30 protein-coding genes are annotated in these 22,856 nt (G+C 65.0%); 10 read left to right on the forward strand and 20 right to left on the reverse strand.

Annotation, left to right across the window (positions count from 1 at the left end):
- Positions 1-4: 4 nt before the first annotated feature.
- The 3 genes from HFP57_RS11705 to HFP57_RS11715 form a co-directional block, all read right to left on the reverse strand.
- Positions 5-841 carry a fimbrial biogenesis chaperone gene (locus HFP57_RS11705; protein ID WP_246263134.1) on the reverse strand — a complete coding sequence of 279 codons (837 nt, stop codon included), beginning with the start codon at positions 839-841 and terminating at the stop codon, positions 5-7.
- Positions 842-1,036: 195 nt separating this feature from the next.
- Positions 1,037-1,546 (reverse strand): DUF4402 domain-containing protein, encoded by a 510-nt coding sequence (locus HFP57_RS11710; protein ID WP_176869932.1) that lies wholly within the window; start codon positions 1,544-1,546, stop codon positions 1,037-1,039.
- A 146-nt stretch (positions 1,547-1,692) separates the two neighbouring features.
- A complete protein-coding gene (locus HFP57_RS11715; protein WP_176869933.1) occupies positions 1,693-2,223 on the reverse strand; it encodes a DUF4402 domain-containing protein in 531 nt (176 codons plus the stop codon).
- 101 nt (positions 2,224-2,324) lie between these two features.
- On the opposite strand from HFP57_RS11715, the gene HFP57_RS11720 reads away from it, so the two are divergent.
- The 5 genes from HFP57_RS11720 to HFP57_RS11740 all read left to right on the forward strand — a co-directional run bounded on the left by HFP57_RS11720 (position 2,325) and on the right by HFP57_RS11740 (position 7,831).
- Positions 2,325-3,395: a type III polyketide synthase gene (locus tag HFP57_RS11720; RefSeq protein ID WP_246263135.1), complete on the forward strand. Its 1,071-nt coding sequence runs from the start codon at positions 2,325-2,327 to the stop codon at positions 3,393-3,395.
- Complete coding sequence (locus tag HFP57_RS11725) at positions 3,395-4,087, forward strand: methyltransferase domain-containing protein (RefSeq protein ID WP_176869935.1); 693 nt, start codon at positions 3,395-3,397, stop codon at positions 4,085-4,087. Before HFP57_RS11720 ends, HFP57_RS11725 begins: the two co-directional genes overlap by 1 nt.
- Positions 4,066-5,163, forward strand: a complete 1,098-nt coding sequence (locus HFP57_RS11730) for an NAD(P)/FAD-dependent oxidoreductase (RefSeq protein WP_176869936.1) — start codon at positions 4,066-4,068, stop codon at positions 5,161-5,163. The genes HFP57_RS11725 and HFP57_RS11730 overlap by 22 nt, the downstream gene beginning before the upstream one ends.
- A gap of 32 nt (positions 5,164-5,195) precedes the next feature.
- A complete protein-coding gene (gene msrB, locus HFP57_RS11735) occupies positions 5,196-5,597 on the forward strand; it encodes a peptide-methionine (R)-S-oxide reductase MsrB (protein ID WP_176869937.1) in 402 nt (133 codons plus the stop codon).
- A 113-nt stretch (positions 5,598-5,710) separates the two neighbouring features.
- Positions 5,711-7,831, forward strand: a complete 2,121-nt coding sequence (locus HFP57_RS11740) for a transglycosylase domain-containing protein (RefSeq protein WP_176869938.1) — start codon at positions 5,711-5,713, stop codon at positions 7,829-7,831.
- Here HFP57_RS11740 and HFP57_RS11745 read toward each other — a convergent pair.
- Genes HFP57_RS11745 through HFP57_RS11755 form a run of 3 tightly spaced genes read right to left on the reverse strand, consistent with a single transcriptional unit; the run spans position 7,807 to position 9,566 of the window.
- Positions 7,807-8,463 (reverse strand): M48 family metallopeptidase, encoded by a 657-nt coding sequence (locus tag HFP57_RS11745; protein WP_246263137.1) that lies wholly within the window; start codon positions 8,461-8,463, stop codon positions 7,807-7,809. The two genes, HFP57_RS11740 and HFP57_RS11745, sit on opposite strands and share 25 nt — an antisense overlap.
- 40 nt (positions 8,464-8,503) lie before the next feature.
- Positions 8,504-8,938 carry a YcgN family cysteine cluster protein gene (locus HFP57_RS11750; RefSeq protein ID WP_176869940.1) on the reverse strand — a complete coding sequence of 145 codons (435 nt, stop codon included), beginning with the start codon at positions 8,936-8,938 and terminating at the stop codon, positions 8,504-8,506.
- A 10-nt stretch (positions 8,939-8,948) separates the two neighbouring features.
- Entirely contained in the window at positions 8,949-9,566 is a 618-nt protein-coding gene (locus tag HFP57_RS11755) for an SCO family protein (protein WP_176869941.1), read from the reverse strand.
- Between the two features lie 61 nt (positions 9,567-9,627).
- Here HFP57_RS11755 and HFP57_RS11760 point away from each other — a divergent pair, with 61 nt between their 5' ends.
- Entirely contained in the window at positions 9,628-10,245 is a 618-nt protein-coding gene (locus tag HFP57_RS11760; RefSeq protein WP_176869942.1) for an ankyrin repeat domain-containing protein, read from the forward strand.
- A gap of 1 nt (position 10,246) precedes the next feature.
- Here the strand turns inward: HFP57_RS11760 and HFP57_RS11765 are convergent, their stop codons facing one another.
- The 10 genes from HFP57_RS11765 to HFP57_RS11810 form a co-directional block, all read right to left on the reverse strand.
- Positions 10,247-10,729, reverse strand: a complete 483-nt coding sequence (locus HFP57_RS11765; RefSeq protein ID WP_176869943.1) for an MmcB family DNA repair protein — start codon at positions 10,727-10,729, stop codon at positions 10,247-10,249.
- A gap of 58 nt (positions 10,730-10,787) precedes the next feature.
- Positions 10,788-11,129 (reverse strand): DUF1491 family protein, encoded by a 342-nt coding sequence (locus tag HFP57_RS11770; protein WP_246263139.1) that lies wholly within the window; start codon positions 11,127-11,129, stop codon positions 10,788-10,790.
- Complete coding sequence (locus HFP57_RS11775; RefSeq protein WP_176869944.1) at positions 11,126-11,638, reverse strand: PaaI family thioesterase; 513 nt, start codon at positions 11,636-11,638, stop codon at positions 11,126-11,128. Before HFP57_RS11775 ends, HFP57_RS11770 begins: the two co-directional genes overlap by 4 nt.
- Positions 11,598-12,062 (reverse strand): PTS sugar transporter subunit IIA, encoded by a 465-nt coding sequence (locus tag HFP57_RS11780; RefSeq protein ID WP_176869945.1) that lies wholly within the window; start codon positions 12,060-12,062, stop codon positions 11,598-11,600. Before HFP57_RS11780 ends, HFP57_RS11775 begins: the two co-directional genes overlap by 41 nt.
- Positions 12,063-12,124: 62 nt before the next feature.
- Complete coding sequence (hpf, locus tag HFP57_RS11785; protein WP_176869946.1) at positions 12,125-12,712, reverse strand: ribosome hibernation-promoting factor, HPF/YfiA family; 588 nt, start codon at positions 12,710-12,712, stop codon at positions 12,125-12,127.
- 53 nt (positions 12,713-12,765) lie between these two features.
- Complete coding sequence (gene dnaQ, locus HFP57_RS11790) at positions 12,766-13,476, reverse strand: DNA polymerase III subunit epsilon (protein WP_176869947.1); 711 nt, start codon at positions 13,474-13,476, stop codon at positions 12,766-12,768.
- Positions 13,464-14,078 (reverse strand): dephospho-CoA kinase, encoded by a 615-nt coding sequence (coaE, locus tag HFP57_RS11795; protein ID WP_176869948.1) that lies wholly within the window; start codon positions 14,076-14,078, stop codon positions 13,464-13,466. The genes dnaQ and coaE overlap by 13 nt, the downstream gene beginning before the upstream one ends.
- Entirely contained in the window at positions 14,075-14,911 is an 837-nt protein-coding gene (gene aroE / locus HFP57_RS11800) for a shikimate dehydrogenase (protein WP_176869949.1), read from the reverse strand. Before aroE ends, coaE begins: the two co-directional genes overlap by 4 nt.
- The gene (locus tag HFP57_RS11805) at positions 14,908-15,459 is read right to left on the reverse strand and encodes a Maf family protein (protein ID WP_246263146.1); all 552 of its coding nucleotides are present in this window, start codon (positions 15,457-15,459) and stop codon (positions 14,908-14,910) included. The genes aroE and HFP57_RS11805 overlap by 4 nt, the downstream gene beginning before the upstream one ends.
- Positions 15,460-15,491: 32 nt before the next feature.
- A complete protein-coding gene (locus HFP57_RS11810) occupies positions 15,492-16,343 on the reverse strand; it encodes a pyruvate, water dikinase regulatory protein (RefSeq protein ID WP_176869950.1) in 852 nt (283 codons plus the stop codon).
- Positions 16,344-16,657: 314 nt separating this feature from the next.
- Here HFP57_RS11810 and hemE point away from each other — a divergent pair, with 314 nt between their 5' ends.
- The 4 genes from hemE (at position 16,658) to HFP57_RS11830 (ending at position 20,337) form a co-directional block, all read left to right on the forward strand.
- Positions 16,658-17,713 carry a uroporphyrinogen decarboxylase gene (gene hemE / locus HFP57_RS11815; RefSeq protein ID WP_176871291.1) on the forward strand — a complete coding sequence of 352 codons (1,056 nt, stop codon included), beginning with the start codon at positions 16,658-16,660 and terminating at the stop codon, positions 17,711-17,713.
- A gap of 3 nt (positions 17,714-17,716) precedes the next feature.
- Positions 17,717-18,160 carry a CopD family protein gene (locus tag HFP57_RS11820; RefSeq protein WP_176869951.1) on the forward strand — a complete coding sequence of 148 codons (444 nt, stop codon included), beginning with the start codon at positions 17,717-17,719 and terminating at the stop codon, positions 18,158-18,160.
- Positions 18,161-18,321: 161 nt separating this feature from the next.
- A complete protein-coding gene (gene rho / locus HFP57_RS11825; RefSeq protein ID WP_176869952.1) occupies positions 18,322-19,578 on the forward strand; it encodes a transcription termination factor Rho in 1,257 nt (418 codons plus the stop codon).
- 24 nt (positions 19,579-19,602) lie between these two features.
- Positions 19,603-20,337: a TerC family protein gene (locus HFP57_RS11830; protein WP_176869953.1), complete on the forward strand. Its 735-nt coding sequence runs from the start codon at positions 19,603-19,605 to the stop codon at positions 20,335-20,337.
- Here the strand turns inward: HFP57_RS11830 and HFP57_RS11835 are convergent.
- From HFP57_RS11835 to HFP57_RS11850, 4 genes are all read right to left on the reverse strand, one after another.
- Positions 20,334-21,218: a retroviral-like aspartic protease family protein gene (locus tag HFP57_RS11835; protein ID WP_176869954.1), complete on the reverse strand. Its 885-nt coding sequence runs from the start codon at positions 21,216-21,218 to the stop codon at positions 20,334-20,336. The genes HFP57_RS11830 and HFP57_RS11835 overlap by 4 nt on opposite strands.
- Before the next feature lie 62 nt (positions 21,219-21,280).
- Entirely contained in the window at positions 21,281-21,679 is a 399-nt protein-coding gene (locus tag HFP57_RS11840) for a nuclear transport factor 2 family protein (protein WP_176869955.1), read from the reverse strand.
- Positions 21,676-22,383, reverse strand: coding sequence for a dienelactone hydrolase family protein (locus HFP57_RS11845; RefSeq protein WP_176869956.1), 708 nt, complete (start codon positions 22,381-22,383; stop codon positions 21,676-21,678). The genes HFP57_RS11840 and HFP57_RS11845 overlap by 4 nt, the downstream gene beginning before the upstream one ends.
- Positions 22,371-22,847 carry a methylated-DNA--[protein]-cysteine S-methyltransferase gene (locus tag HFP57_RS11850; protein WP_176869957.1) on the reverse strand — a complete coding sequence of 159 codons (477 nt, stop codon included), beginning with the start codon at positions 22,845-22,847 and terminating at the stop codon, positions 22,371-22,373. The genes HFP57_RS11845 and HFP57_RS11850 overlap by 13 nt, the downstream gene beginning before the upstream one ends.
- Positions 22,848-22,856: the final 9 nt, after the last annotated feature.

Below are 22,856 nucleotides of genomic sequence, written 5' to 3' on the forward strand. Positions count from 1 at the left end.
CGCGCTAGCGCAGCACCGCTTCGGTTTCGGCGATCAGGCTCCCGCCTGCACCGTCGGGTTCGCGGTACTGGATGCGAACCGGACCGGCGAGACTGCCCTGAAACTCCTCGGACACGGGCAATATTACCGAACGGCTGCCGATTTCGGCATAGACCGCGACGCCGCGCGCCCGTGCCAGCGGCACATCGACGCCGGGCCGCGTCACGGTGACCTCGCCATAAACCGACCGATCACCGAGTCGGCTAAGGTCGAAACCGACGGCTTGGACGCCGTCTTCCTCTACAATCCGCGGATTGGCGATGGCCGCGGTCGCCGTCAGATTGCCGTGACGGACGATAATCGGGATGGTCACGCCATAAACGGGGATCAGCCGGATCTGGAAACCCTCGCCAGCGCCCTCGGTCTCGGCGGCGACCGGACGTGGGCGTGGAATCGCACGGAACAGCATGTGGACGCGATATTCGCCGTCGGAAATACCCTCGGGCGCGCGGACACCGATGCGGATCGCCTGAGGCTGATTCGGCGGCAGGACGACGCGGCGCGGCGCATAGCGGATCATCCCGAGCGCCGATTCCTCGCTGTCATTCGGGATTTCCACCTCTTCCAGCCCGCCGTCAGCGGTCATCCGTCGCAGCTCGAGCGAAATCCGGTAGGCAGCTTCTTCGCTGCCGATATTGTTGAGAATGACTTCGGTCCCGCGCGCGCCGTTGAGCACGACCCGAGTGGGCGCAATAAGCAGATCGTTGGCCTGGATAGGCGCGGGCGCGGCGATCAATGCGACAACAAGGGCTAGCGCCGCAGCTCCCGCTCGGACGCTGTTCGACAAATTTTCAAGGATCATGAAAGGTCTCCGTCTCGACTGTCCGGGAACCATTCGGCATCTTGAAATCCCCCCCGGAAATTCGAGGAGAATGTCGCAAAAACTGGTTACTTTTCCGTCAAGAACCGCCGGTCGGGCCGAGAAAACCCGGCAGCACCTTAATGCTGCCGGGCGCAGGTCGGCAAAAAGAGTCCGCGAACCGCGGAGCCCGTATGCCTATTGGTAATCGACGTTGACGGTAAACGAACCGCTGTAAACGCCAGCCGGCTGATTGACTCCGATCGTAAGGTCGCCGCCGACATAGAGCGCAACGGCCGAACCGGTCATCGCAAGGACATTGGACGACGCCGAGAGCGAAATCGGCATGGTGTTCGCGCCGTCGCTCAACTGCGTCAGGCTGCCGATACCGGTCACATCGACGTTCAGGCCATTGGCGCCGGTCACGTCGAAAGCCGCCGAGGAAACGCTGGTCGCACCAGCGCAGGTCAGGTTGGCAGCGCAGGTGCGCGTGCCGGCTGCATTGGCGGCAACGTTGACATTGCCCGAAGCGGTCGAATCCGGCACGATCGTGCCGAAGTTGAGATCGGCGGTCTTGGCGATCTGGACCTGCTGCAGGATCTCGGCCGTCGCATCGGCCGTCGCAGTCGCGGCGTTTGCAGCGCTTCCGACGATGCCAAGCGTAGCCGCCGCGGAACCAGCCGCGAAAACGGTGATTAACTTTTTCATTGAATTTGTTCCTTTTCCACTTTCCGAATGTTGTTCGAACGGAACGTGTCCCCCGCACCATTCACCAGTGGTTCTGACGATCTATGTTTTAGATTTGACCAACAGCCATGGTTAACGCCAGTTTAGGATGTCTCGACCGGGCGTGATCATTCATACTCGGCGCTGACTCTTATTCTGCCCCGGAAACGGCCGAAATCCTCGCCGTCGACATCGATCCGGCCGCCAAAGGAAAACCGCAGCACGCCATCGCTTCCGATTCGTGGTTGGGCCGGCAGATCGCTGCGCATGTCGCGCAGTTCGACGCGCCGCCCGCCGGGCGCGCGCATCACGACTTGGTCGGGAAGGTCGATTCGCACCGCACGGCCGGGTTCGCCGCGAATCGTTACCGTACCGCGCATTGCCACGCCGCCAAGATCGAGCAGACGGGTCAGCCGGCGCTGGCCGGTCAGCGGATCGATCTCCGCCGCGCCGCCCTGATAATCGATCAGCGCCATGCGATCAAAATCGATGCCGGTGTCGATATCGATCTGGAGAGGCCGGGCCGGGCGGGCCCGGGCCACGATCGGCGCCTCATCGTCGCACAGACGGCAGGCGGCCTGCGCCGCAACCGCCGAGGGCGCCGCAAGGGGCAGCGTTCCGGCGAGCAGAACCGGCAAAAAGAGGTCCAGACGGGCCATCCCCCTTTTTCGCGCGCCACCAATCAATATATCGTTAACGATCAAACCCTGCCATGAGGGGTTCATCATGTCCGTTGCGTCGATTACGAAAGCGTCCTGCTGTGCCGATTCCCACGCCCCATATTAACGGCATCGGCGCTGCGACGCCCGATCACGACATTCACCACGCCTTTATCGGCTGGGCGGCCGAGCAACTGTCCGATCCGCGCGAACGCGGCGTTTTCGCCCGCATGGCCGAGCGCGCGGGGATCGACCATCGCTGGTCGGTGCTGCCGCGCGGCGCGGACGGCGGATCGCCGATCAATCCGGGCGGTTTCTACGCCAGGGGCATGCCGCCGACGTCGGCGCGTATGCAACTCTATGCAAACGCAGCGCCGCGGCTCGCGGTCCAGGCCGTCGCCAACCTGCCCGAGCCGCCCGATCCCGCCGACGTCACCCATCTCGTCGTGGCGAGCTGCACGGGCTTTACCGCGCCCGGCCTCGACCAGCTGATCGCCCGCGAACTCGGCCTAGACGGGTCGATCGAACGCACGCTGGTCGGTTTCATGGGCTGTTACGGCGCGGTTACGGCGCTGCGCAACGCCTATCACATTGTCCGTTCCGAGCCAGGGGCGCGCGTTCTCGTCATCAGCGCCGAACTGTCGACGCTCCACCTGCAGCCCGACGATACGCTCGAGCCGCTGCTGGCCATGCTGCTGTTCGGCGACGGCGCCGCGGCGGCGGTCGTCAGCGCCGAGCCCGAGGGCCTCGCCATGGACCGCCAGTTCGCCGCGACCTTGCCGGAATCCGAAGAGCTGATCCAGTGGCATGTCGGCGATACCGGCTTTGCCATGCATCTGTCGGGCGAAGTGCCCGGGCGGATCGGCGAGGCGCTGGCGAGCCCGGAATTCCGCTCTGCGGTCTGCAACGGCACCAGCCCGGACGCCGTCGACAGCTGGGCCGTGCATGGCGGCGGACGCTCGATCCTCGATGCCGTCGAAAAGGGTCTCGGGATCGCGCCGGACGCGCTGGCGATCTCGCGCGCCATCCTGCGCGAGAAGGGCAATATGTCGTCGGCCACCTTGATGTTCGCGCTGGAGCGGGTCCTGCAGGGGCGGCCGGTCGAGCAAGGGGTCGCCATCGCCTTCGGGCCCGGCCTCGCCGCCGAGGGCTTCGGGTACCGGAGCGCCTGATGGCCCGCCTCGCCCAGCGCGCCATTGCCGAGGAGCAGATGGATGCGCCGGGCCTCCCGCCGGACATCTATGCTGCGGTGCTCGCCGATCTCGAAAAGGCGAACCGCTGGACCTTGTCCGCCCGGCCGACGCTCGGCTTTCTCGAGCGCGCCGCCGGAACCCTCGACAGCTTCAGCCTGCTCGATGTCGGTTATGGTGAGGGCGGGATGCTCCGCGCGATCGCGCGCTGGGCGGAGAAGCGCGGGATCGCGGCGCGGCTGATCGGCATCGATCTCAACCCGGAAAGCCGGGCGGCAGCCGAGACCCAGACGCCGGAAGACATGGGAATCGACTATCGCACCGGCGACTATGCCGATTGCGAACCGGTCGATTTCGTCGTCTCCAACCTCGTCGCCCACCATATGACCCATGGCCAGCTGGTCATTTTTCTCCGCCATATGGAGGCGAATGCGCGGCGCGGCTGGCTGATCAACGATCTCCACCGGCACCGGCTGTCCCATTTCAGCTATCCGCTGCTTGCCCGGCTGATGGGCTGGCACCGGATCGTGCGCGAGGACGGGCAGCTGTCGATCGCGCGCAGCTACCGGCCGCGCGAATGGCCGCCCATTCTTCAAGAGGCGGGAATCGCACCCGGCACGGCCGAGGTCGTCCGGCGTTTCCCGTTCCGGCTGTGCATCGAACGGCGGCGCTGATCGCAGGCGGCGGGCCGGCGGGCCTGACCGCCGCCATCGCCTTGGCGCGCGGCGGGGCCGAGCCGCTCGTCTTGGAACGCCATGCCGAAACGCCCGATCTGCTCTGCGGCGGGTTCTTGAGCTGGCAAACGCTGGAGACGCTGAAGCGGATCGGGCTCGAATCCGGCCGGCTGGGCGGGCATGCGATCGACCGGGTCGGGATCTTTGTCGGGGACCGGTCGCGCATCGCGCGGCTGCCGAGGCCCGGCATGGGACTCTCGCGGCGGCGCCTGGATACGCTGCTGCGCGAGGAAGCCGAGGCGGCGGGCGCCGAGATCCGGCGCGGGGTGGCGCTGAGCCGAGCGGACGGCCCGGGCGATATCCGGCTGGGAGATGGCGGCGCGATTTCGGCAGACGCGCTGTTTCTCGCAACCGGGAAATATGAGCTGCGCGGACTCAAGCGTCCGGTCGAGCGGGAGGACGGGGACGCGTGGATGGGCCTGCGCTGGCGGATTCCGGCATCGGCGAAACTGCGCAAGACGATCGCCGGCGCGATCGAACTGCATCTGTTCGGCCATGGCTATGCGGGACTGTTGCTGCAGGAGGATGGCAGCGCGAATCTCTGCATGGCCGTGCGCCGCTCGCGGCTGCGCGACGCCGGCGGCGATCCGATGGATCTGCTGGACCGGCTGGCTCTGGAAACGCCCAGTCTCGGCGAGCGGCTCGCCGGCGAAACCTTGCCCGGCAGCGCCGATGCGGTGAGCCGCGTCCCCTATGGCTGGCGGATGCGGGACGGGCGGCACGGGCTGTTCCGGATCGGCGACCAGGGCGCGGTGATCCCCTCGCTCGCCGGCGAAGGGATCGGCATCGCGTTGGCGAGCGGCGAGGCAGCCGCCCAGGCCTATTTGCGCGGCGGCCCCGCCGCAGCCGTCGATTTCCAGCGGAATTTCGCCCGCGCGGCGCGCCGCCCGATCGCCGTCGCGAGCGCGCTCAAGAAGCTGGCCGATCACCCGCGCCTCGCCCGCCATGCCATCGGCCTCGCCGCTATGCCCGGCCTGGTCGGTCTTCTCGGCGAGGCGACGCGCATCCGCGCTTGATCGCCTGCGGCCCGCCGCCCATATTCGCAGTCATGGAAAAACTGGACCTCACCGAAGCCGAATGGCGCGAACGCCTGACCCCCGAACGCTACCATGTGTTGCGCGAAGCCGGCACCGAACCCGCCTTTGCCGGCGATCTCTACAACAACCATGAGGCGGGCGATTATCTTTGCGCGGGCTGCGGCCTCACACTGTTCGAGAGCAAGACCAAATATGACAGCGGATCGGGCTGGCCGAGCTTCACCCAGCCGGCCAGCGAAGATGCGGTGACCGACCATCAGGACACCAGCCACGGCATGGTCCGCACCGAATCGCGCTGCGCGCGCTGCGGCGGCCATCTCGGCCATGTTTTTCCGGACGGTCCGCCGCCGACCGGTCTACGCTATTGTATCAACAGCCTCGCCCTCGAATTCGAACCCGCTGGCGAGAGGTAGTTCGGCCCGTCGCGAGACCGGCCCATGCTGCGGAATTGCTGTGATTCAGCCCACATTCAGTCATATTAGGCGCTTGTGACCGGCTGGGTAGGCGCATAGGGCAGACAATCAATATGGCGGCATCTCGAGCATCGACGCGCGGGCCGGTCTGGCGCATTGCGATCGGACTGGTCAAGTTCGGCCTGTACGCCGCTTTTCTCGGTTTCGTCGCGCTGGCCGTCGCGGTCGGCATCGCGATGTCCTCGCTTCCCGATTTCGAGACCCTGCAATCCTCGCCCAACGGGCAGACCGTGCGCGTGCGCGCCGCCGACGGCACGGTCATCTTCGCGATGGGGCCGAGCTACGGCCAATGGCTGCGGCATGAGGAAATCCCTGAAATCATGCGCAACGCGATGGTCTCGGTCGAGGATCGCCGGTTCGAAAGCCATCTCGGCGTCGATCCGATCGGCATCGCCCGGTCTGTGGTCGTGCGCGTCGAACGCGGCAGCTGGGTGCAGGGCGGATCGACGATCACCCAGCAGCTCGCCCGCAACCTGTTCCTCACCAACACCCGCACCTTCGGCCGCAAGATTCGCGAGATCATCCTCGCGCTCGCGATGGAGCGGACCTTCACCAAGGACCAGATCCTCGAACTCTATCTGAACCGCGTCTATTTCGGCGGCGGCGCCTATGGCATCGACGCGGCCTCGCGCCGCTTCTTCGGCCATTCGGCACGCGAGCTCGATCTGTCCGAGGCGGCCGTCGTCGCCGGGCTGGTCAAGGCGCCGTCGCGCTATTCGCCGACCGCCGACGCCCAGGCGGCGATCGGGCGGGCGGGCGTCGTACTCGACCTGATGGTCGAGACCGGCCAGATCAGCGCCAGCGAAGCGGCGGCAGCGGCACCCAACGACGTCGCGCTCGCGCCCCAGCCGCGCCGGAACTCGGTCCGTTATTTCACCGACTGGGCGCTGAACCAGCTCGATCTGCTGATCGACGAAACCCGCGCGCCGATCGACGTCTGGACGACGCTCGATCTCGAAATGCAGGCGCAGGCCGTCAATTCGGTCCGCGCCCACACGCCCGAGGGCGCGCAGGGCGCGCTCGTGGCGCTGGACCGCGACGGGGCCGTGCGCGCGATGGTCGGCGGGACCGATTATGTAACGTCCAATTACAACCGCGCGGTCACCGCGGTTCGGCAGCCCGGTTCGTCCTGGAAGCTGTTCGTCTATCTCGCCGCGCTGGAGAACGGCTATACGCCCGGCGACCGGGTCGTCGACGAACCCGTCGACTGGAACGGCTGGCGGCCACGCAACAGCTCGGGCCGCTTTTCCGGCGAGATGGATGTCCGCAGCGCCTTCGCCTATTCGGTCAACACGGTCGCCGCGCAACTCGGCGCGGAAGTCGGGCTCCATACGGTGGCCAATATGGCGCAGCGGTTCGGGATCACGACGCCGGTCAATACCCATCCCTCGATGGTGCTCGGCACGTCGGAAGTGCGCGTGATCGACATGGCGCGCGCCTTCGCTTCGGTTTCGGCGCGCGGCACGGCGATCGAGCCTTATGGCATTGTCCGCGTGACGATGGAGGATCCCGATACGCGCGAGGAAATCGAGCTGCACCGCGCCGAGATCGACCAGTCGCGCGTCCTTGTGGCGCCCTATGTCGCTGCCGAGATGACCGACCTGCTGCAAACCGCAGTCGCCACCGGCACGGGCCGCGCCGCCCAGATCGGCCGACCGGTCGCGGGCAAGACAGGCACGACGAGTTCCAACCGGGACGGCTGGTTCGTGGGCTTTTCTTCAGGCCTCACCACCGCGGTCTGGATGGGCCGCGACGATGCGCGTCGCGTCGCCGGGCTGCAGGGCGGTCGCGCCCCGGCGCGCGCCTTCGCCGATTTCATGCGCTACGCGGTATCCAGCCGCCCGGTCGAGGAATTCGAAACGGCGGTGACCTTGCCCGAATGGCAGCTTGAGGACGAGGACGACGCCTATTTCGGAGATCCTCTCCGGGACGAGATTTTCGTCGACGAAAACGGCATGCCGATCGGCGATCCGGGCGTATATGGCGAAGACCGGCGCTACGAGGATATCGTCGCGCCCGACGATATGAACGAGGAGTGGCTCGACGAGGTACTCCGGCGCAGCGAGGGCGAACGGCGCGCGGAACGGCAGCGCGACGATCCGGTGCCGCAAAACGATCGCGACGGACTATCGGTGCCGCCGATCCGGACTCAGGAAGAAGAACCGACCCAGTAAAGCGCCGCGCCGTTTTCGCGCAACCAGGCACGTTCGGGTGCCGGGTCGCGGCCGAAAATCTCCGCCACCAGCGCATGGAATTCGGATCCGTGATGCATATGGACCCGGTGCGCAACCTCATGCGCGGCCGTAGCGCTGAGCACATCGGGCGGCGCCATGACGAGCCGCCAGCTGTAGCGGATATTGCCGCTGGCGGCGCAGCTACCCCAGCGGCTGCGCGCGTCACCGATGCTGATCCGCCCGATCTCGACGCCCGCGCGGCGGGCATAGCGGAGGGTCTCCTCTTCGAGGATCCGGCGCGCCTCGGCCTTCAGCCAGCGCAGGACCCGCGCGCCAATCGCTTCCTCGGGGCCGCCCAGCGTCAGACGGTCGTCGTCGAGCTTCGGCGTTCGCAGGCGCCCGGGCGCCCAGTCGATCCGGCGGTCGCGGCCGCGATAGGGCACGGTTCCGCCCGCCTCGATCGGTTGGATCCCCGGCAGTTTGGCCAGTTGCCCTTCGATCCAGTCGCGCTGGGTTTCGGCCCATTGCCGCGCCTTGGTAAGGCTCGAGCGTTGCGGCAGGCTCAGCAGCACACGTCCATCGCGCGGATCGACGCGCAGGCGGAAGGAGCGCGCCCGCGGATGCCGTTTCACCGTCAGGGTCCGGCGATGGGCGCCGCCTTCGAAGACCGGATCAGAGGACGCGGTCGACACAATGATGCTCGAGATCGCCCGCATCGAGCTCGGAAACCGTCCACCCGCGCACCGATTCCCCGGCCCGGTGGACCGCGTCGCGATCGCCGCTCACCAGATAGTGCCAGTCGGGCAGCGGTTCGCCGCGCGCCAGCAGTCGATAGGCGCAGGTGCGCGGCAGCCACGGAAAATCCTGCATGTTGCGCGCGCTCAACCGCAGGCAGTCGGGCACCCGGATCCGGCGATGTTGGTAGTCGGTGCAGCGCGCGGTTTCGCGGTCGAGCAGTTTGCACGCGACATTGGTCGCCTGGACCGCTCCGGTATCGGCATCTTCAAGCTTGTGCAGGCAGCATTTTCCGCAGCCGTCGCACAGCGATTCCCATTCGTCCCGCGTCATCCGGTCGAGCCGCTTGGTTTCCCAGAAATTGCCGCTCATCGGCCGGCTCTCACCGGGCCCAGCGAACCAGGGTTTCGGCGATCGCGTCCGGACTGTCCTGCAGCGGCAGGATCGCCAGCGGTTCGCCCTCGGGACCGAACAGCACGGCATTGTTGCTGTGATCGACGAGATAGTTGCCCGAACCGTCATCCTCGCCCAGCTGGTAATATACGCCGTAACGCTCGGCCGCCGCGTCGATTGCGGCGCGCGAGCCCGACAAGCCGACCATGCGCGGATGGAAGCTGTCGGTGAACTGGGTCAGCACCTCGGGTGTGTCGCGGGCAGGGTCGACGCTGACGAAGATCGGCGTGATCCGTTCGGCAAGCGCCGGATCGCTCTCCTCGAGCACCCGCATCGCCTGGCCGAGTTTCTGCATATCGACCGGGCAGACATCGGGACAAAAGGCATAGCCGAAATAGACGACGCGGTTCTGGCCTGCGAAATCGGCCTCGCGGACCGTATCGCCATTCTCGTCGACCAGTTCGAAATCACCGCCGATCGCGGCGCCTTCGAGCGGCGGCGATGCCGGGGCGGTTTCGCCGGAACAGGCGGTGAGCGCGATCGATGCGAACAGCGCCAGCGCGTGAATTTTCAGGGGTTTGAGATCGTTCATGACAGGGCCAGTCATGCTTTGCTAAAGGGCGAGTTGCAAGTATCAAACGGGGTAAGTTTTCATGCGCGGGTCGACCATGTCACGATTGTCCAGGCGAGCCACGGCGATCCTCGTCGCGGCGCTCGGCGCGCTGCTCCTGCCGGTAGCGGCGCCGGCGCAGTTTTCCGACACCTACAATTTCCTGCGCGGGGTGCGCGATCGCGATTTCGCGACCGTGCGCGACCTCGTCGAACAGCCGAGCTCGACGGTGATCAACGTGCGCGACCGGTCGACCGGCGAAGCCGCGCTGCACATCGTGACGCGGCGGCGCGATTCGCAATGGCTGCTCTACCTGCTCCGCCAGAACGCCAATCCCAATATCCGCGACAGCGAGGGGAATACCGCCCTGCATATCGCCGCGCAGATCGGTTATCCCGATGCGGTGAACTGGCTTCGGATCGTCAATGCCGATCTCGACGCCCGCAACGATCGCGGCGAAACGCCGCTGATCCTCGCCGTGCAACAGCGCAATACCGGGGTCGTCCGCCAGCTCGTCGATGCGGGGGCGAATCCCGGCATCGCCGACAGCGTTGTCGGCCTTTCGGCGAGGGACTATGCCGTGCGCGACGGCCGCTCTGCCGACATCGTCACGATCCTGGACTCGGCCGAAGCCGAGACCGAAGACGCGCCGGTGATGGGACCGACACCCAACTAGATTAGTCGAAGCCCGCCAGATGCGGATCTTCGGCCGCGAGCAACCGGGCCGCCGCCCGGCGGGCGAAACGCAACGTCTCGGCCCGGCGGCGCGCAGCGGCCAGCGGTTGTTCTGCTGCTTCGCGAACGATCGCCGCGTCATAGGGATCGGCCACGATCAGCCCCGAAACCTCCGGCCGCAATTCTTCGCGCGCACACAGATCGAGATCGAAACCGGCGGGCACGGCCCAGAAGAAACGGTCGCAATACTCGAGATAGTCGGGCCATTTCCGGTCGCCGAGCAGGTCGGCGCGGCTGACCTTGATCTCGACGATCACGACATGGCCACTGGCGTCGATCGCCATGATATCCGCCCGGCGGCCGTTGCCGAGCGTGACCTCTGCGAGCGCGATCAGCTCCTGCCGGAAGAAGAGCCGCGCGACGCCGCGCGCGACGTGGGCGGCCTCCAGCCGCTCGTCGCTGCCGATAATCCCCGAATCCGCCATGCGCGATATCTAGAACAAAGATCGAACGAAAAAAAGAGGCGCCCGACCAGGCAGGGATCTAGTCGGCACCGATGAAGTCTTCGAGCCAATCTTCGGGTTCGTCGAGATCGATTTCGACGACCCAGATATCGGGATCGAATTTGCGTCTATTTTCGAGATAGGCGGTGAGCGCCTCGGGATCGCCGGCATTTTCAGGTCCTGCCTCGACCCATCGATAGCTGCCGTCCGGCGCGAGGCCGCGTTCGCGCATGCCGTTCACCACGCCGCGATCGGCAAGCGCCAGCAGCACCGCGCCCGATATCTCGTCGCCCTTGGTCAGGACCATCGCATGGCCGCCAGCCGCCTCGGCGCGCCGCCGCAAGGCGCCGACCAGCATCTTGCTCGTGATCCGGCTGCTCATGCCGGCTGGCGATAGCCGTCGAGCGAAGAGAGCGCGATCCGCGATTTCATGAAGGTGCCGGTGCCGCGCGCCGCTTCCTCGCCCTCGGCGTCGATCAGCCGTGCTTCGGCGACGAACACACGGCGCTGGCCGCTGACCCAGCGTCCTTCGGCGGTGACCGAACCGCCCGTCATCGGCCGGGTGAACAGCAGGTTGAAGCCGGTGGTCAGCAGGAATCGGTCCGAAACGAGGCTGTTCGCCGCATAGAAGGCCGCATCGTCGAGCATCTTGAAATAGCTCGTGCCGTGCACCGCGCCCGCCGCGTGAAAATAGCGTTTGTCGAGATCGAAGTGGATTCGCGCGAATCCGCTTTCGACGATCTCGAGCCGGGATCGCCAGATTTCGTTGATCGGCGCCGAATCGTATAGCGATTCCAGCGCCCGGAAATGCGCCTCGGCACCGGCCAGCGGCGCGCCCTTTTTCGGCGCGTCAGGCAGCGTCCGCCGCCTCGAAACTGGCGAGCAGCGCATAGACGGCGTCGGTCGAACGCGCACCGCGAAGCTTGGCGACGAAATCGCCGTCGCGCAGGCGGCGGCTGATCCGCGCCAGGGCACGCAGATGCGCCGCGCCGTCGGCCTCGGGCGAAAACAGAGCGAAAACGCAATCGACCGGCAAATCATCGACCGAATCATAATCGACCGGGTCGTTCAGGCGCAGAAAGATGCCGAACGGCTTTTCCAGACTGTCGATCCGGCCATGCGGAATCGCGACTCCTTCGCCGAATCCGGTCGAACCCAGTTTCTCGCGCGCAATCAGCTGCTGCTCGAGGGTTCCGGCATCGAAATCGGCGATATGCGCCGCATGGCTCGCGATCAGGCGGAACAGTGCGGCCTTGCTGTCCACAGCGTCGGCGAAAACGACGAATGCGGGACTCGGAAACTCATACTCGGACATGAAACACCTTGATTACGCGATGATGGTCCGGCGGAAGCCGGGGTTAGGGGGTCGACTTGTCTTCAGTTCGCGCGGTCGGGCTCGACCCAGCCGATGGATCCGTCCCGGCGCCGATACACCATATTATATACCCCGGTGTCGCTATTTTTGAAGAGCAGGGCGTTGGTGTTGCGCAAATCGAGCATCCAGACCGCATTGGATACGCTGGCATCGGGGACGTCGACGCTCGTTTCGGCGATGATCGGCGGATTATCCGGTACGTCCTCGACTTCGTCGCCACCTTGGAACACCGTATAGCCGGCGCTCGACTCGGGCAGCTCGGGCGGCATCTCGCCATTGGCGTGCTTGTGATGGTCCTTGAGCCTGTCCATATGCCGCCGCAGCTGCTTTTCGACATGGCCGGCGGCTTCCTCAAACGCAGCATGCGCATCGCCCTGGCTGGCCGCTTCGCCTTTCAGGATAACCCCCTGCATTACATGGGCGACGATCGCGCACCGGAATCCGTGATCGTGCGGGCCCTTGCCGAACGTCACCTTCGCGGAAATGGCACGGGCAAAATATTTGTCGGCGATCGCCGTCATCCGCTCCTCGACATGATCCTTCAGCGCATCACCGGTTTCGACCTGATGTCCCGATACACGAATGTCCATTACGCTATTCCTTCATCATCATGCGTCCGCCCGGCGGGCGAGACGGCTTGCCTTCAACCCTTCGCCTGCCGTTCGGCCCATAGCGGGTCGGTCAGCCGGGCGATAAATGCGGCGTGGCGCGCCTGTTCTTCCGGCGATGCGGCATGCGGGCGCGGCTCGCGGACCGGGCGGCCGGGCGCCGGCGTCCGATCCACCATACGCGTTTCCGCGGACCCGCTCTCAGCCGTTTCTTCGGCCAGCACGAGACCGATCTGCCGCCCGCCCGTCAGCTCGACATAGACCTGCGCGAGCAACTGCGCGTCGAGCAGCGCGCCATGAAGGACGCGCTGGCTGCGGTCCACCCCGTAGCGCGTGCAAAGGGCGTCGAGACTGTGTTTGGCGCCCGGATGCTTGGTCCGCGCGATCGCCAGGGTGTCGATCATCCGCTCCATGCCGACCGCGGCATGACCCGCACGTTCAAGCTCGGCGTTCAGGAAGCCGAAATCGAACTGCGCATTATGCGCGACGAGCGGGCTGTCTTCGATGAAATCGATAAAATTCTGGGCCTCGACCGAAAACATGGGCTTGTTGGCGAGAAAGGCGTCGGACAGCCCATGGACCTCGAACGCCTCGCTCGGCATCTCGCGCTCGGGATTGCAATAAATGTGGAAGCTGCGCCCGGTTTCGACCCGGTTGACCATTTCAAGCGCGCCAATTTCCACCAGTCTGTGCCCGTCTGTCGGGCTGAGGCCGGTGGTTTCCGTATCGAAAACTATTTCACGCATTGTTTGCAATATCGGACGTCATGCGCCCGTAAGCAAGTGACGAGAGCGTCAACCTGCGCGCGCGTCTTTTCAAGGGTCGTTCCGGTATCGATAATGAAATCCGCCCGCGCGCGCTTTTCCGCATCGGGGAGTTGCAAGCCGAGAATATGTTCGAATTTTTCGACCGTCATGCCCGGGCGTTTGAGAACGCGCTCGCGCTGAATCTCGGCGGGCGCGGATACTACGATGACCGCGTCGAGCCCGGCATCGCCGGTTTTCTCGTACAGGAGCGGAATATCGAACAGAACCAGCGGGGCGTCGCGATGCTCTTCGAGAAAGGCGGCGCGGTTGAGCCCGACCGCCGGGTGGATCAACTCCTCCAGCGCCCGCAATTTTTCGCTGTCCCCCAGCACCGCCTTGGAGAGTTTCGCGCGATCGACGCCGTCGGGGCCGGTGGTCCCCGGAAACAGTTCCTCGATCGCCGCGACGAGCTCGCCGCCCGGTCCCTGGAGCCGGTGCACTTCGGCATCGGCGTCGAACACCGGCACGCCCGCGGCCGCGAACATCGCCGCGACCGTCGATTTGCCCATGCCGATCGAGCCGGTGAGACCGAGCAGGATCATCGGATCAGTATCTCCCTCAGTTCCGCATCGTCATCGCGCGGGGCGGGCTCGCCGAAAAACAGTTCGAACGCGACCGCCGCCTGGCCGATGAGCATCTCGAGTCCGTCCACGGTCGCCAGATTCCTTTTCCGCGCCGTCGCCAGCAGGTCGGTTTCGAGCGGCGCATAGACGAGATCATAGACGAGCGCGTCGGCGGGCAGCGGATCGAGATCAAGCGGCAGCGGCGGCTGCCCGCTCATGCCGAGCGGGCTTGCATTGACGAGTAGCGCGGCGGGCGGAAGCGGCGCGTCGAGCGGAAGCGCCTGGCCCTGGAGGCCGAACGCCGTCAACAATCCGGCGGCCTTGAGAGGGGTGCGGTTGAGCAGCGCGACTTGCGCCACGCCGGCCCGTTTCAGGGCGAAGAGCACGGCGCGCGCCGCGCCGCCCGCGCCGATCACCGCCACCGATGCGCCTTCCAGGTCCATGCCGGAAATCGGCGCGTAAAAGCCCGCCGCGTCGGTATTGGTTCCGATCAGGGCGCCGTCCTCGTCGCGCAGCACCGTATTGATCGCGCCGATGCTCGCGCGCAATTCGCCGCGGTCCTCGACATGGTCGAGCGCGGCTTCCTTGTGCGGGATCGTGATGTTGCAGCCGCGCCAGTCGGGATCCCGCTTCCGCCGCGCGAAATAGTCGGCGAGACCGTCCGGCGTGACATGGGCCGCGCGATAATCGGCATCGATATCGAGCTTCTCCAGCCAGAATCCGTGGATCGCCGGCGATTTGGAGTGGGAGATCGGATCGCCGATCACCTCGGCATAGCCCGTCTTGAGCGAAGTCGAAGGGGGCTGGCTCATTTCGGCATTATCCCGCGCGTGCGCAAATAGTCGAGCAACGGCAAAAGCGGCAGGCCGAGGATCGTGAAATGACTCCCGTCGATCCGCGCGAAGAGCTGGGCGCCGCGGCCCTCGAGCCGATAACCGCCGGCGCAACCGCCGATGGCCGGCCATTCGGCATCGAGATAGGTTTCGAGAAACCCGTCGGAAAAATCGCGCATCGCGAGCTTCGCGACGTCGATATGACGCCAGACCGGCTTGCCGCCTTCGCAGATCACCGCGGCGCTCGTCTGGCTGTGCGTTTCTCCGCGCAGTGCCGCGAGATGCTCACACGCCTCTTCGCGCGATCCGGCCTTGTCGAAAATCCGGCCACCCAGCGAGGCGATCTGATCGCAGCCCAGAATCAGCGCTTCGGGAAAGCGGCGCGACAATTTGACCGCCTTAAGCTCGGCGAGCGCATCGGCGAGATTGCGCGCGGATATCCCGTCGGCGCGCAGCGACGCCTTGGCCGCTTCCTCGTCGACACCGGCGGCCATGGCGTCGAACGGGACGCCGGCGGCTTCGAGCATCGCGCGCCGCGTGCTGCTTTGCGAGGCGAGGATCAGCTGGGCGATATGGTTTCGTCCGGCTGCATATGGCCGTCCCTGTTCGACCGGTCGCTGACGATGTTGAGGATCGCGGCCGCACTTTCCTCGATCGAACGACGCGTCACGTCGATCACCGGCCAGTCATTGTCGGCGAAGATCCGGCGCGCAAACGCGACTTCGGCCTTGACCCGGTCCTGGTCGACATAGTCGGTTTCGGGCGTCTGGTTGAGGCTGAGCAGACGGTTGCGGCGGACCTGGACCAGCCGGTCCGGGCTTGTCGTCAGCCCGACGATAATCGGATTCCTGAGCCGGTACAGCGTGTCGGGCGGCGGCGATTCCGGCACGAGCGGCACATTGGCGACCTTGTAACCGCGATTGGCGAGATAGATGCTGGTCGGGGTTTTCGAGGTCCGCGACACGCCGGCGAGCACGATATCCGCGCGGTCCCAGTCTTCCGGCGCGACGCCGTCATCATGGGCGATCGTATACTGGATCGCCTCGACGCGCTGGAAATAGGCGGCATCGAGCGCATGCTGGCCGCCCGGCCGTTCCTTCGCTTCCATGCCCAGCAGGCGGGACAGCGCGTCGATCACCGGATCGAGCGCCGAAACCGCCGGCAGCCCCATTGCGCGGCACCGGGTTTCGAGCCGCCGCCGGACATTGTGATCGACGAGCGTGTAGAGAACGAGGCCCGGCTGCTTGCCGATATCGTCGAACACGCGATCGACATGGCCTTCGCTCCGGACCATCGGCCAGAAATGCTTGATCGTCTCGACATCGTCGAACTGGGCCAGCCCCGCCTTGGCGATGTTCTCCAGGGTTTCGCCGGTCGAGTCCGAGATCAGATGGAGATGGAGCCGGATCATGCGATGCCTGTGTGACGGATTCGGAAGCGGACAAGCCTGTGGACAAGCCTGAAGACGGCGCTAGCGGAACTGTCGGGATACAGGCAAGCCATCAGATCACACCCGCAAGGCGAATTTTCCTCCCGCGTGCCATCCACAGGGAATGGAATCCGCACACAGCATGTGAATTACAGGGATAAGGGAATCGACTCCGGAGGGCAGCGGGATTCAATCATGAGTCAAGCTGTTGGCTTTACCGGCAGGGCCGATTAAACCCCGTTACCAAGCCTGCAACTGACTCCATCCATCTAATAATTATATAAGTATATATAGTGATAGAAGAGCCTCTCGAAGCGTCGGACACCCGGCAAACGGATAAGAAATTGCTGGACGTCCTGCGCGGCGGGCGGGCGGATCCACCTCCCGTCTGGCTGATGCGTCAGGCCGGCCGGTACCTTCCCGAATATCGCGCACTGCGCGCCGAAAAGGGCGGCTTTCTCGATCTCGTTCATGACAGCGAAGCGGCAGCCGAGGTCACCCTGCAACCGATCAAGCGCTTCGGGTTCGACGGGGCGATCCTCTTTTCCGACATTCTCGTCATCCCGCATGCGTTGGGCCAGGACCTGCGCTTCGTGGCCGGAGAGGGCCCGCGACTCTCGCCGCCGCTGGTCGATAGCGCGCTTGCCGCACTCGAAACGGCGCCCGAGCGCCTGGACCCGGTCTACAGAACGGTCGCCCTGGTTGCCGAAGCCCTGCCGCCCGCAACGACCTTTCTCGGCTTTGCCGGCAGCCCCTGGACCGTGGCGACCTATATGGTCGCGGGGCAGGGCAGCCGCGACCAGGGCGAGACCCGGCGCATGGCCTATGGCGATCCGGAGGCGTTCGGCGCGATCATCGATGCGATCGCCGACAGCACGATCGAATATCTCGGCAGGCAGATCGATGCCGGGGTCGATGCGGTCCAGCTGTTCGACAGCTGGTCGGGAAGCCTGTCGCCGGCCCAGTTCGAACAATGGGTGATCGGGCCGACCGAGACAATCGTGTCCGCCCTGCGCGCCCGCCATCCCGATACGCCGATCATCGGTTTTCCCAAGGGCGCGGGCGAAAAACTGCCGGCCTATGCGCGCGAAACCCGTGTCGATGCGCTCGGCCTCGACGAGACGATCGATCCCGAATGGGCGGCGGAGGCCTTGCCGTCCGATCTTCCGGTGCAGGGCAATCTCGATCCGCTGGCGCTGATCGCCGGCGGCGAGCGGCTCGATCATGCCATCGACCGGATAAAAAGGGCTTTCGCCGGCCGCCCGCATGTGTTCAATCTGGGCCATGGAATTCTGCCCGACACCCCGATCGCCCATGTCGAGCATCTGCTGGCGCGGGTGCGCGAAGGATAGGCGATGACGGAAGTCCTGACGCTTGCCTATCCCTGGCTAAGGGCCGCGCATATCATCTTCGTGATCTTCTGGATGGCGGGCCTGTTCATGCTGCCGCGCTTCTTCGTCTATCATCAGGAAGCGCCCGAGGGGTCGGAGGAGGCAAGCCGCTGGATCGAGCGCGAGGATAAGCTGGCGACGATCATCCTGAACCCCTCGATGCTGATCGTCTGGGTGCTTGGGCTGACGCTGGCCTATTATCTCAATATCTGGAGCCAGCCCTGGTTTCACGCGAAGCTCTTCTTCGTGATCGCGCTGTCCGGCTATCAGGGCTGGCTGATGGCCTATCGCAAGAAGCTCGCGCGCGGCGAACGCCCGCTCTCGGGCAAGCGGCTCCGCATGCTCAACGAAGTGCCCGGAATTGCCGTGGCCGTGATCGTGATACTGGTCATCGTTCGGCCCTTCTGACGCTCGGTCGGGCGCCGCTTTGTCTTGACTTGACCGGCATCGCTCCCTAATTCGCACGGCAAGCAACCGCCGCCCTTCCTTGCGCGGCGCGACACTTTTCCGGCGCATCTTTCTCAGGCACCGACGCTTTTCCAAATTCTATTTTCCGCCAGGAATCCATTATGCATCTCAAAGACTTGAAACAGAAGAAGCCGGCCGAGCTGGTCAAGATGGCCGAGGATCTCGGCGTCGAGGGCGCCTCGACCCTGCGCAAGCAGGACCTGCTGTTCGGCATTCTCAAGGCCGAGAGCGAGAATGGCGAACAGATCATGGGCATGGGCACGATCGAAGTGCTGCCCGACGGCTTCGGTTTCCTCAGAAGCCCCGAAGCGAATTACCTCGCCGGCCCCGACGATATCTACGTCTCGCCCAACCAGGTCCGCAAGTTCGGCCTCAGGACGGGCGACACCGTCGAAGGCGAAATTCGCGGGCCCAAGGACGGCGAGCGCTATTTCGCGCTGACCAAGGTCACCGAGATCAATTTCGACGATCCCGAATATCTGCGCACGCGCGTCAATTTCGACAATCTGACGCCGCTCTATCCCGACGAAAAACTGACGCTCGACAGCGACGACCCGACGATCAAGGACAAGTCGGCGCGCGTCATCGACATCATTTCGCCGCAGGGCAAGGGCCAGCGCGCGCTGATCGTCGCGCCGCCGCGCACCGGTAAGACCGTGCTGCTGCAGAACATCGCCAAGGCGATCACCGACAACCATCCCGAAGTCTATCTGATCGTGCTGCTGATCGACGAGCGGCCCGAGGAAGTCACCGACATGCAGCGCTCGGTCAATGGCGAGGTCATCTCCTCGACCTTCGACGAACCGGCCCAGCGCCACGTCCAGGTTGCCGAAATGGTGATCGAAAAGGCCAAGCGCCTCGTCGAGCACAAGAAGGACGTGGTGATCCTGCTCGACTCGATCACGCGTCTCGGCCGTGCCTACAACACCGTCGTGCCGAGCTCGGGCAAGGTGCTGACCGGCGGTGTCGACGCCAACGCTTTGCAGCGGCCCAAGCGCTTCTTCGGCGCCGCACGCAATATCGAGGAGGGCGGTTCACTCTCGATCATCGCGACTGCGCTGATCGACACCGGCAGCCGGATGGACGAGGTTATCTTCGAAGAGTTCAAGGGCACCGGCAACTCGGAAATCGTGCTCGACCGCAAAGTCTCCGACAAGCGCATCTTCCCGGCGCTCGATGTCGGCAAGTCCGGCACGCGCAAGGAGGAACTGCTCGTCGACAAGGACAATCTCGCCAAGATGTGGGTCTTGCGCCGCATCCTCATGCAGATGGGCACCGTCGACGCGATGGAGTTCCTGCTCGACAAGATGAAGGATTCGAAGACCAACGAGGATTTCTTCGACTCGATGAACCAGTAGGACGAACGGAACGTTGTCCGACCGATGATCGATCTCTTCTCCCTCATCCATATCGCCAGCGACGCGGCGCAGGGCGGACTCGGGTCGCCGGCCGAGATCTGGCGGGCGATCATCCACGACTTTTCCAATCTGAACGAGCCTGCGGCCATGGCGGCGTTCGGCCAGGTCGTGTTGATCGATCTCGTCTTCGCCGCGGACAATGCAATCGTCGTCGGCGCGCTGGCGGGCGGTCTGCCCGCCGAGCAGCGGCGCAAGGTCATCCTGATCGGTATCGGCGCAGCGCTCGTGCTGCGCATCTTCTTCGCGCTGATCGTCAGCGTGCTGCTCGGCATCGTCGGGCTAATCCTCGCGGGCGGCCTGCTGCTGCTCTGGGTGGCCTGGAAATTCTGGCGCGAGCTTCGGCATGAAGGCGAGTCCGCAGGCTCCGTGGAAATCGAGGGCGACGAGCATTCGGGTCTGAAACCGGCGCGCAGCTTCTGGGGCGCGGTCTGGGCGGTGACGGCGGCGGACGTCTCGATGAGCCTCGACAATGTGCTCGGCGTGGCCGGCGCGGCGCGCGAACATCCGGGCATTCTCGTCATCGGCCTCTTTTTGTCGGTGGCGCTGATGGGCCTCGCGGCGAATATCATCGCCCGCTATATAGAGCGCTACAAGTGGATCGCCTATATCGGCCTGCTGGTCATCCTCTGGGTCGCCGTCCGGATGATCTATGAAGGCACCATCGATCCCGAGATCGGGTTGATGACGCTGTTCGGTTAAGTCGGCTCACGCGCGATCAGCAACCGGTTGCGCGGATAATCGATGATGAAGCGCCGGTCGGCGAGGACGTCGGCGCTCAACAGCATGGCCGGGCCGTCGCCGATTTCCAGCGTATCGAACACCGCGAGGTCGGTGATTCCGACGCGCGAACTGCCGAACGCCATATCGCCGATCCGGAACCGGCTGATCTCGAGCTGGTTCATGTCCTGAACATGGCCCGATGCGCCGGTGATCGGCTCGCGGGATTCGCTGTCCGGGAAAAGGCGCAGACCCAGTCGCCGGGCCGCCTCGTGATTGACGATGTTCTGGACGGCGCCGGTATCGAACAGCGCCGGCATCCGGACACGCCCGATCGAGACCGGAAGGATCAGCAGACCGTCGGCGCGTTCGTGGAACGGGACGATGACCCAACTGCTTGCGCTCCGCGTGAAATCGGCGCGCCGGTCGAACAGGCGCAACCGCCGGGCCGGCAGATCGAACTCCACGACATGCTGCCGCAATATATCGGCGCCGATCAGTCCGTCCGCCTCGACCGGCGCGGCGAGGCGCGGAAAGCTGTAGGCGCCGAGCTTGCGATATTCGCGCTCTCCGAGCCGCAGGCTGCCGAGTTCGAAATATTCGATGGGACTGTTGCCCGTGGCGCCCGCCAGTTCGGCCGGCTCGCCACGGCCTTCGAGGCCGAGCCGCAGGATCGTCTGGTCTGTCAGCACCGTCTCGCTGGCGGCGGTGTCGACGATGAAGCGCGCGTCGACCGTGCCGTTGAGCGTCACCTCGACCTGGGGCAGGCCCAGCCAGGGCGTCGCGACCGCCAGGCTCGTCACCCGCTGCGCGGGGCTGGCAGTGGCAACGCAGATAGCCAGAATCAGGACGAACAAACGCATTACCATGGCGGTTGAGTGCGGCCGGACGCGTGAATAGCCGTTGAATGACAAGGGTTAACCCGTCAGCCCGCTTGTTTTTCGAGCTGTGCCGCCATCATCTTCCAGAGCATGTTGATCGCTTTCAGCGGGCGGACCATGACCTTGAAATCGTCGATCAATCCGTTCGCGTTCCAGTGGATGATATCGATGCCGTTGATATGGATCCCGTCCAGTTCTGCGGTGAATTCGAGCATCGCATCGTCGCCGTCGACGATCGTCCGGACATATTCGAACGAACCATTGCCGAACACCGTATCGGCCGCGCTCAGATAGGCAGTCGTGAGTTCGATGCCTTCTTGCGGCGTATGGACGACAGGCGAATGGAAAGTCGCGTCCTCGGCCAATAGCGGGCGGAGGCTATCGACGCTCCGGTCGCCCTCCATATGATCGAGCCAGCGTTGCAAGCGGGGATCGGCGCTCATCTAAGATTGTCCGCGAAGAAGGATTCGGTGCGGCTGTCGGCAAGTTTGGCCGCCTCGTCGTTCCGGCGATTGCCGAATTCGGTCGCGAAGCCGTGATCGAGCCCTTCATAATCGTGCAGGGTGACCTTCGGATGATCGTCGAGGCCTTCATGCATCGCCGCTTGCGCTTCGGCGGGGACGAAACCGTCGGCGGTCGGGATGTGCAGCATCACCGGATGCGCGATCGCGTGTTTCTCGCCGAGCAGCCCGTCGATGCCGACGCCATAATAGCCGACGCTCGCATCGATATCGGTGCGGGCCGCGGTCATGAAGGCGAGCCGGCCGCCGAGGCAATAGCCGACGCAGCCAACCTTGGCGCGCGTCTCGCCGCCAATCTCGTCGCGCGCCGCATGGATCGTGGCTTCGATATCGCGCACGCCCTGGTCCTGGTTGAACTGACCCATCAGATCGAGCGCGGCCTGGAACTCGCTCTCGACATCTGGATCGAGCTCGACGCCGGGCTTCAGCCGCCAGAAAAGATCGGGCGCGAGGGCGAGATAGCCGTGGCTCGCCCAATGATCGCATTTGGCGCGAATGCCCGCATTAACGCCGAAAATCTCCTGGATGACGATGATGGCCGCCTTCGCCTCGCCCTCCGGCGCGGCGCGATAGGCACCGAACATCTCGCCGCCGCTCAAAGTCGGGATTTTGGTCATGCTGCCCATTGGCTGGCCTCCTGCTTGTTCTCGTGGGTCAAAAGAAAACGCTTGGTCGATATGCCCGCGCCGCCCGAATAATAGCCGATCTTTCCGCCTGCGGCGATCACGCGATGGCAGGGCACGACCAGCGGCAAGGGATTGTGGCTGCACACCCGGCCGATCGCGCGGGGGCCGGAATCGGCGCGGCGCGCGACCTCGCCATAGCTTTGTGCCTCGCCATAGGGGATCGCTATGACGGCGGCGCGCAATTCGTCGCCGCGCCTGGTCGAGGCGGGCGCGAGCGGAAGGTCGAATTGCCGCAGATCGCCGGCGAAATAGGCATTGAGTTGGCGGGCGGCTTCCTTGAGCAGCGGATGCTCGGTCGTATCGGGCTCGGCCGATGCGCCGAGCATGTCGACCGACACCAGCGCATCATCGCTGGCCGAGAGCGCGATGACGCCGATCGGACTGGCAATGATATGGCAGGTCATGGACGGGGT

Source organism: Parasphingopyxis algicola (genome assembly GCF_013378075.1).
Lineage (GTDB): Bacteria > Pseudomonadota > Alphaproteobacteria > Sphingomonadales > Sphingomonadaceae > Parasphingopyxis > Parasphingopyxis algicola.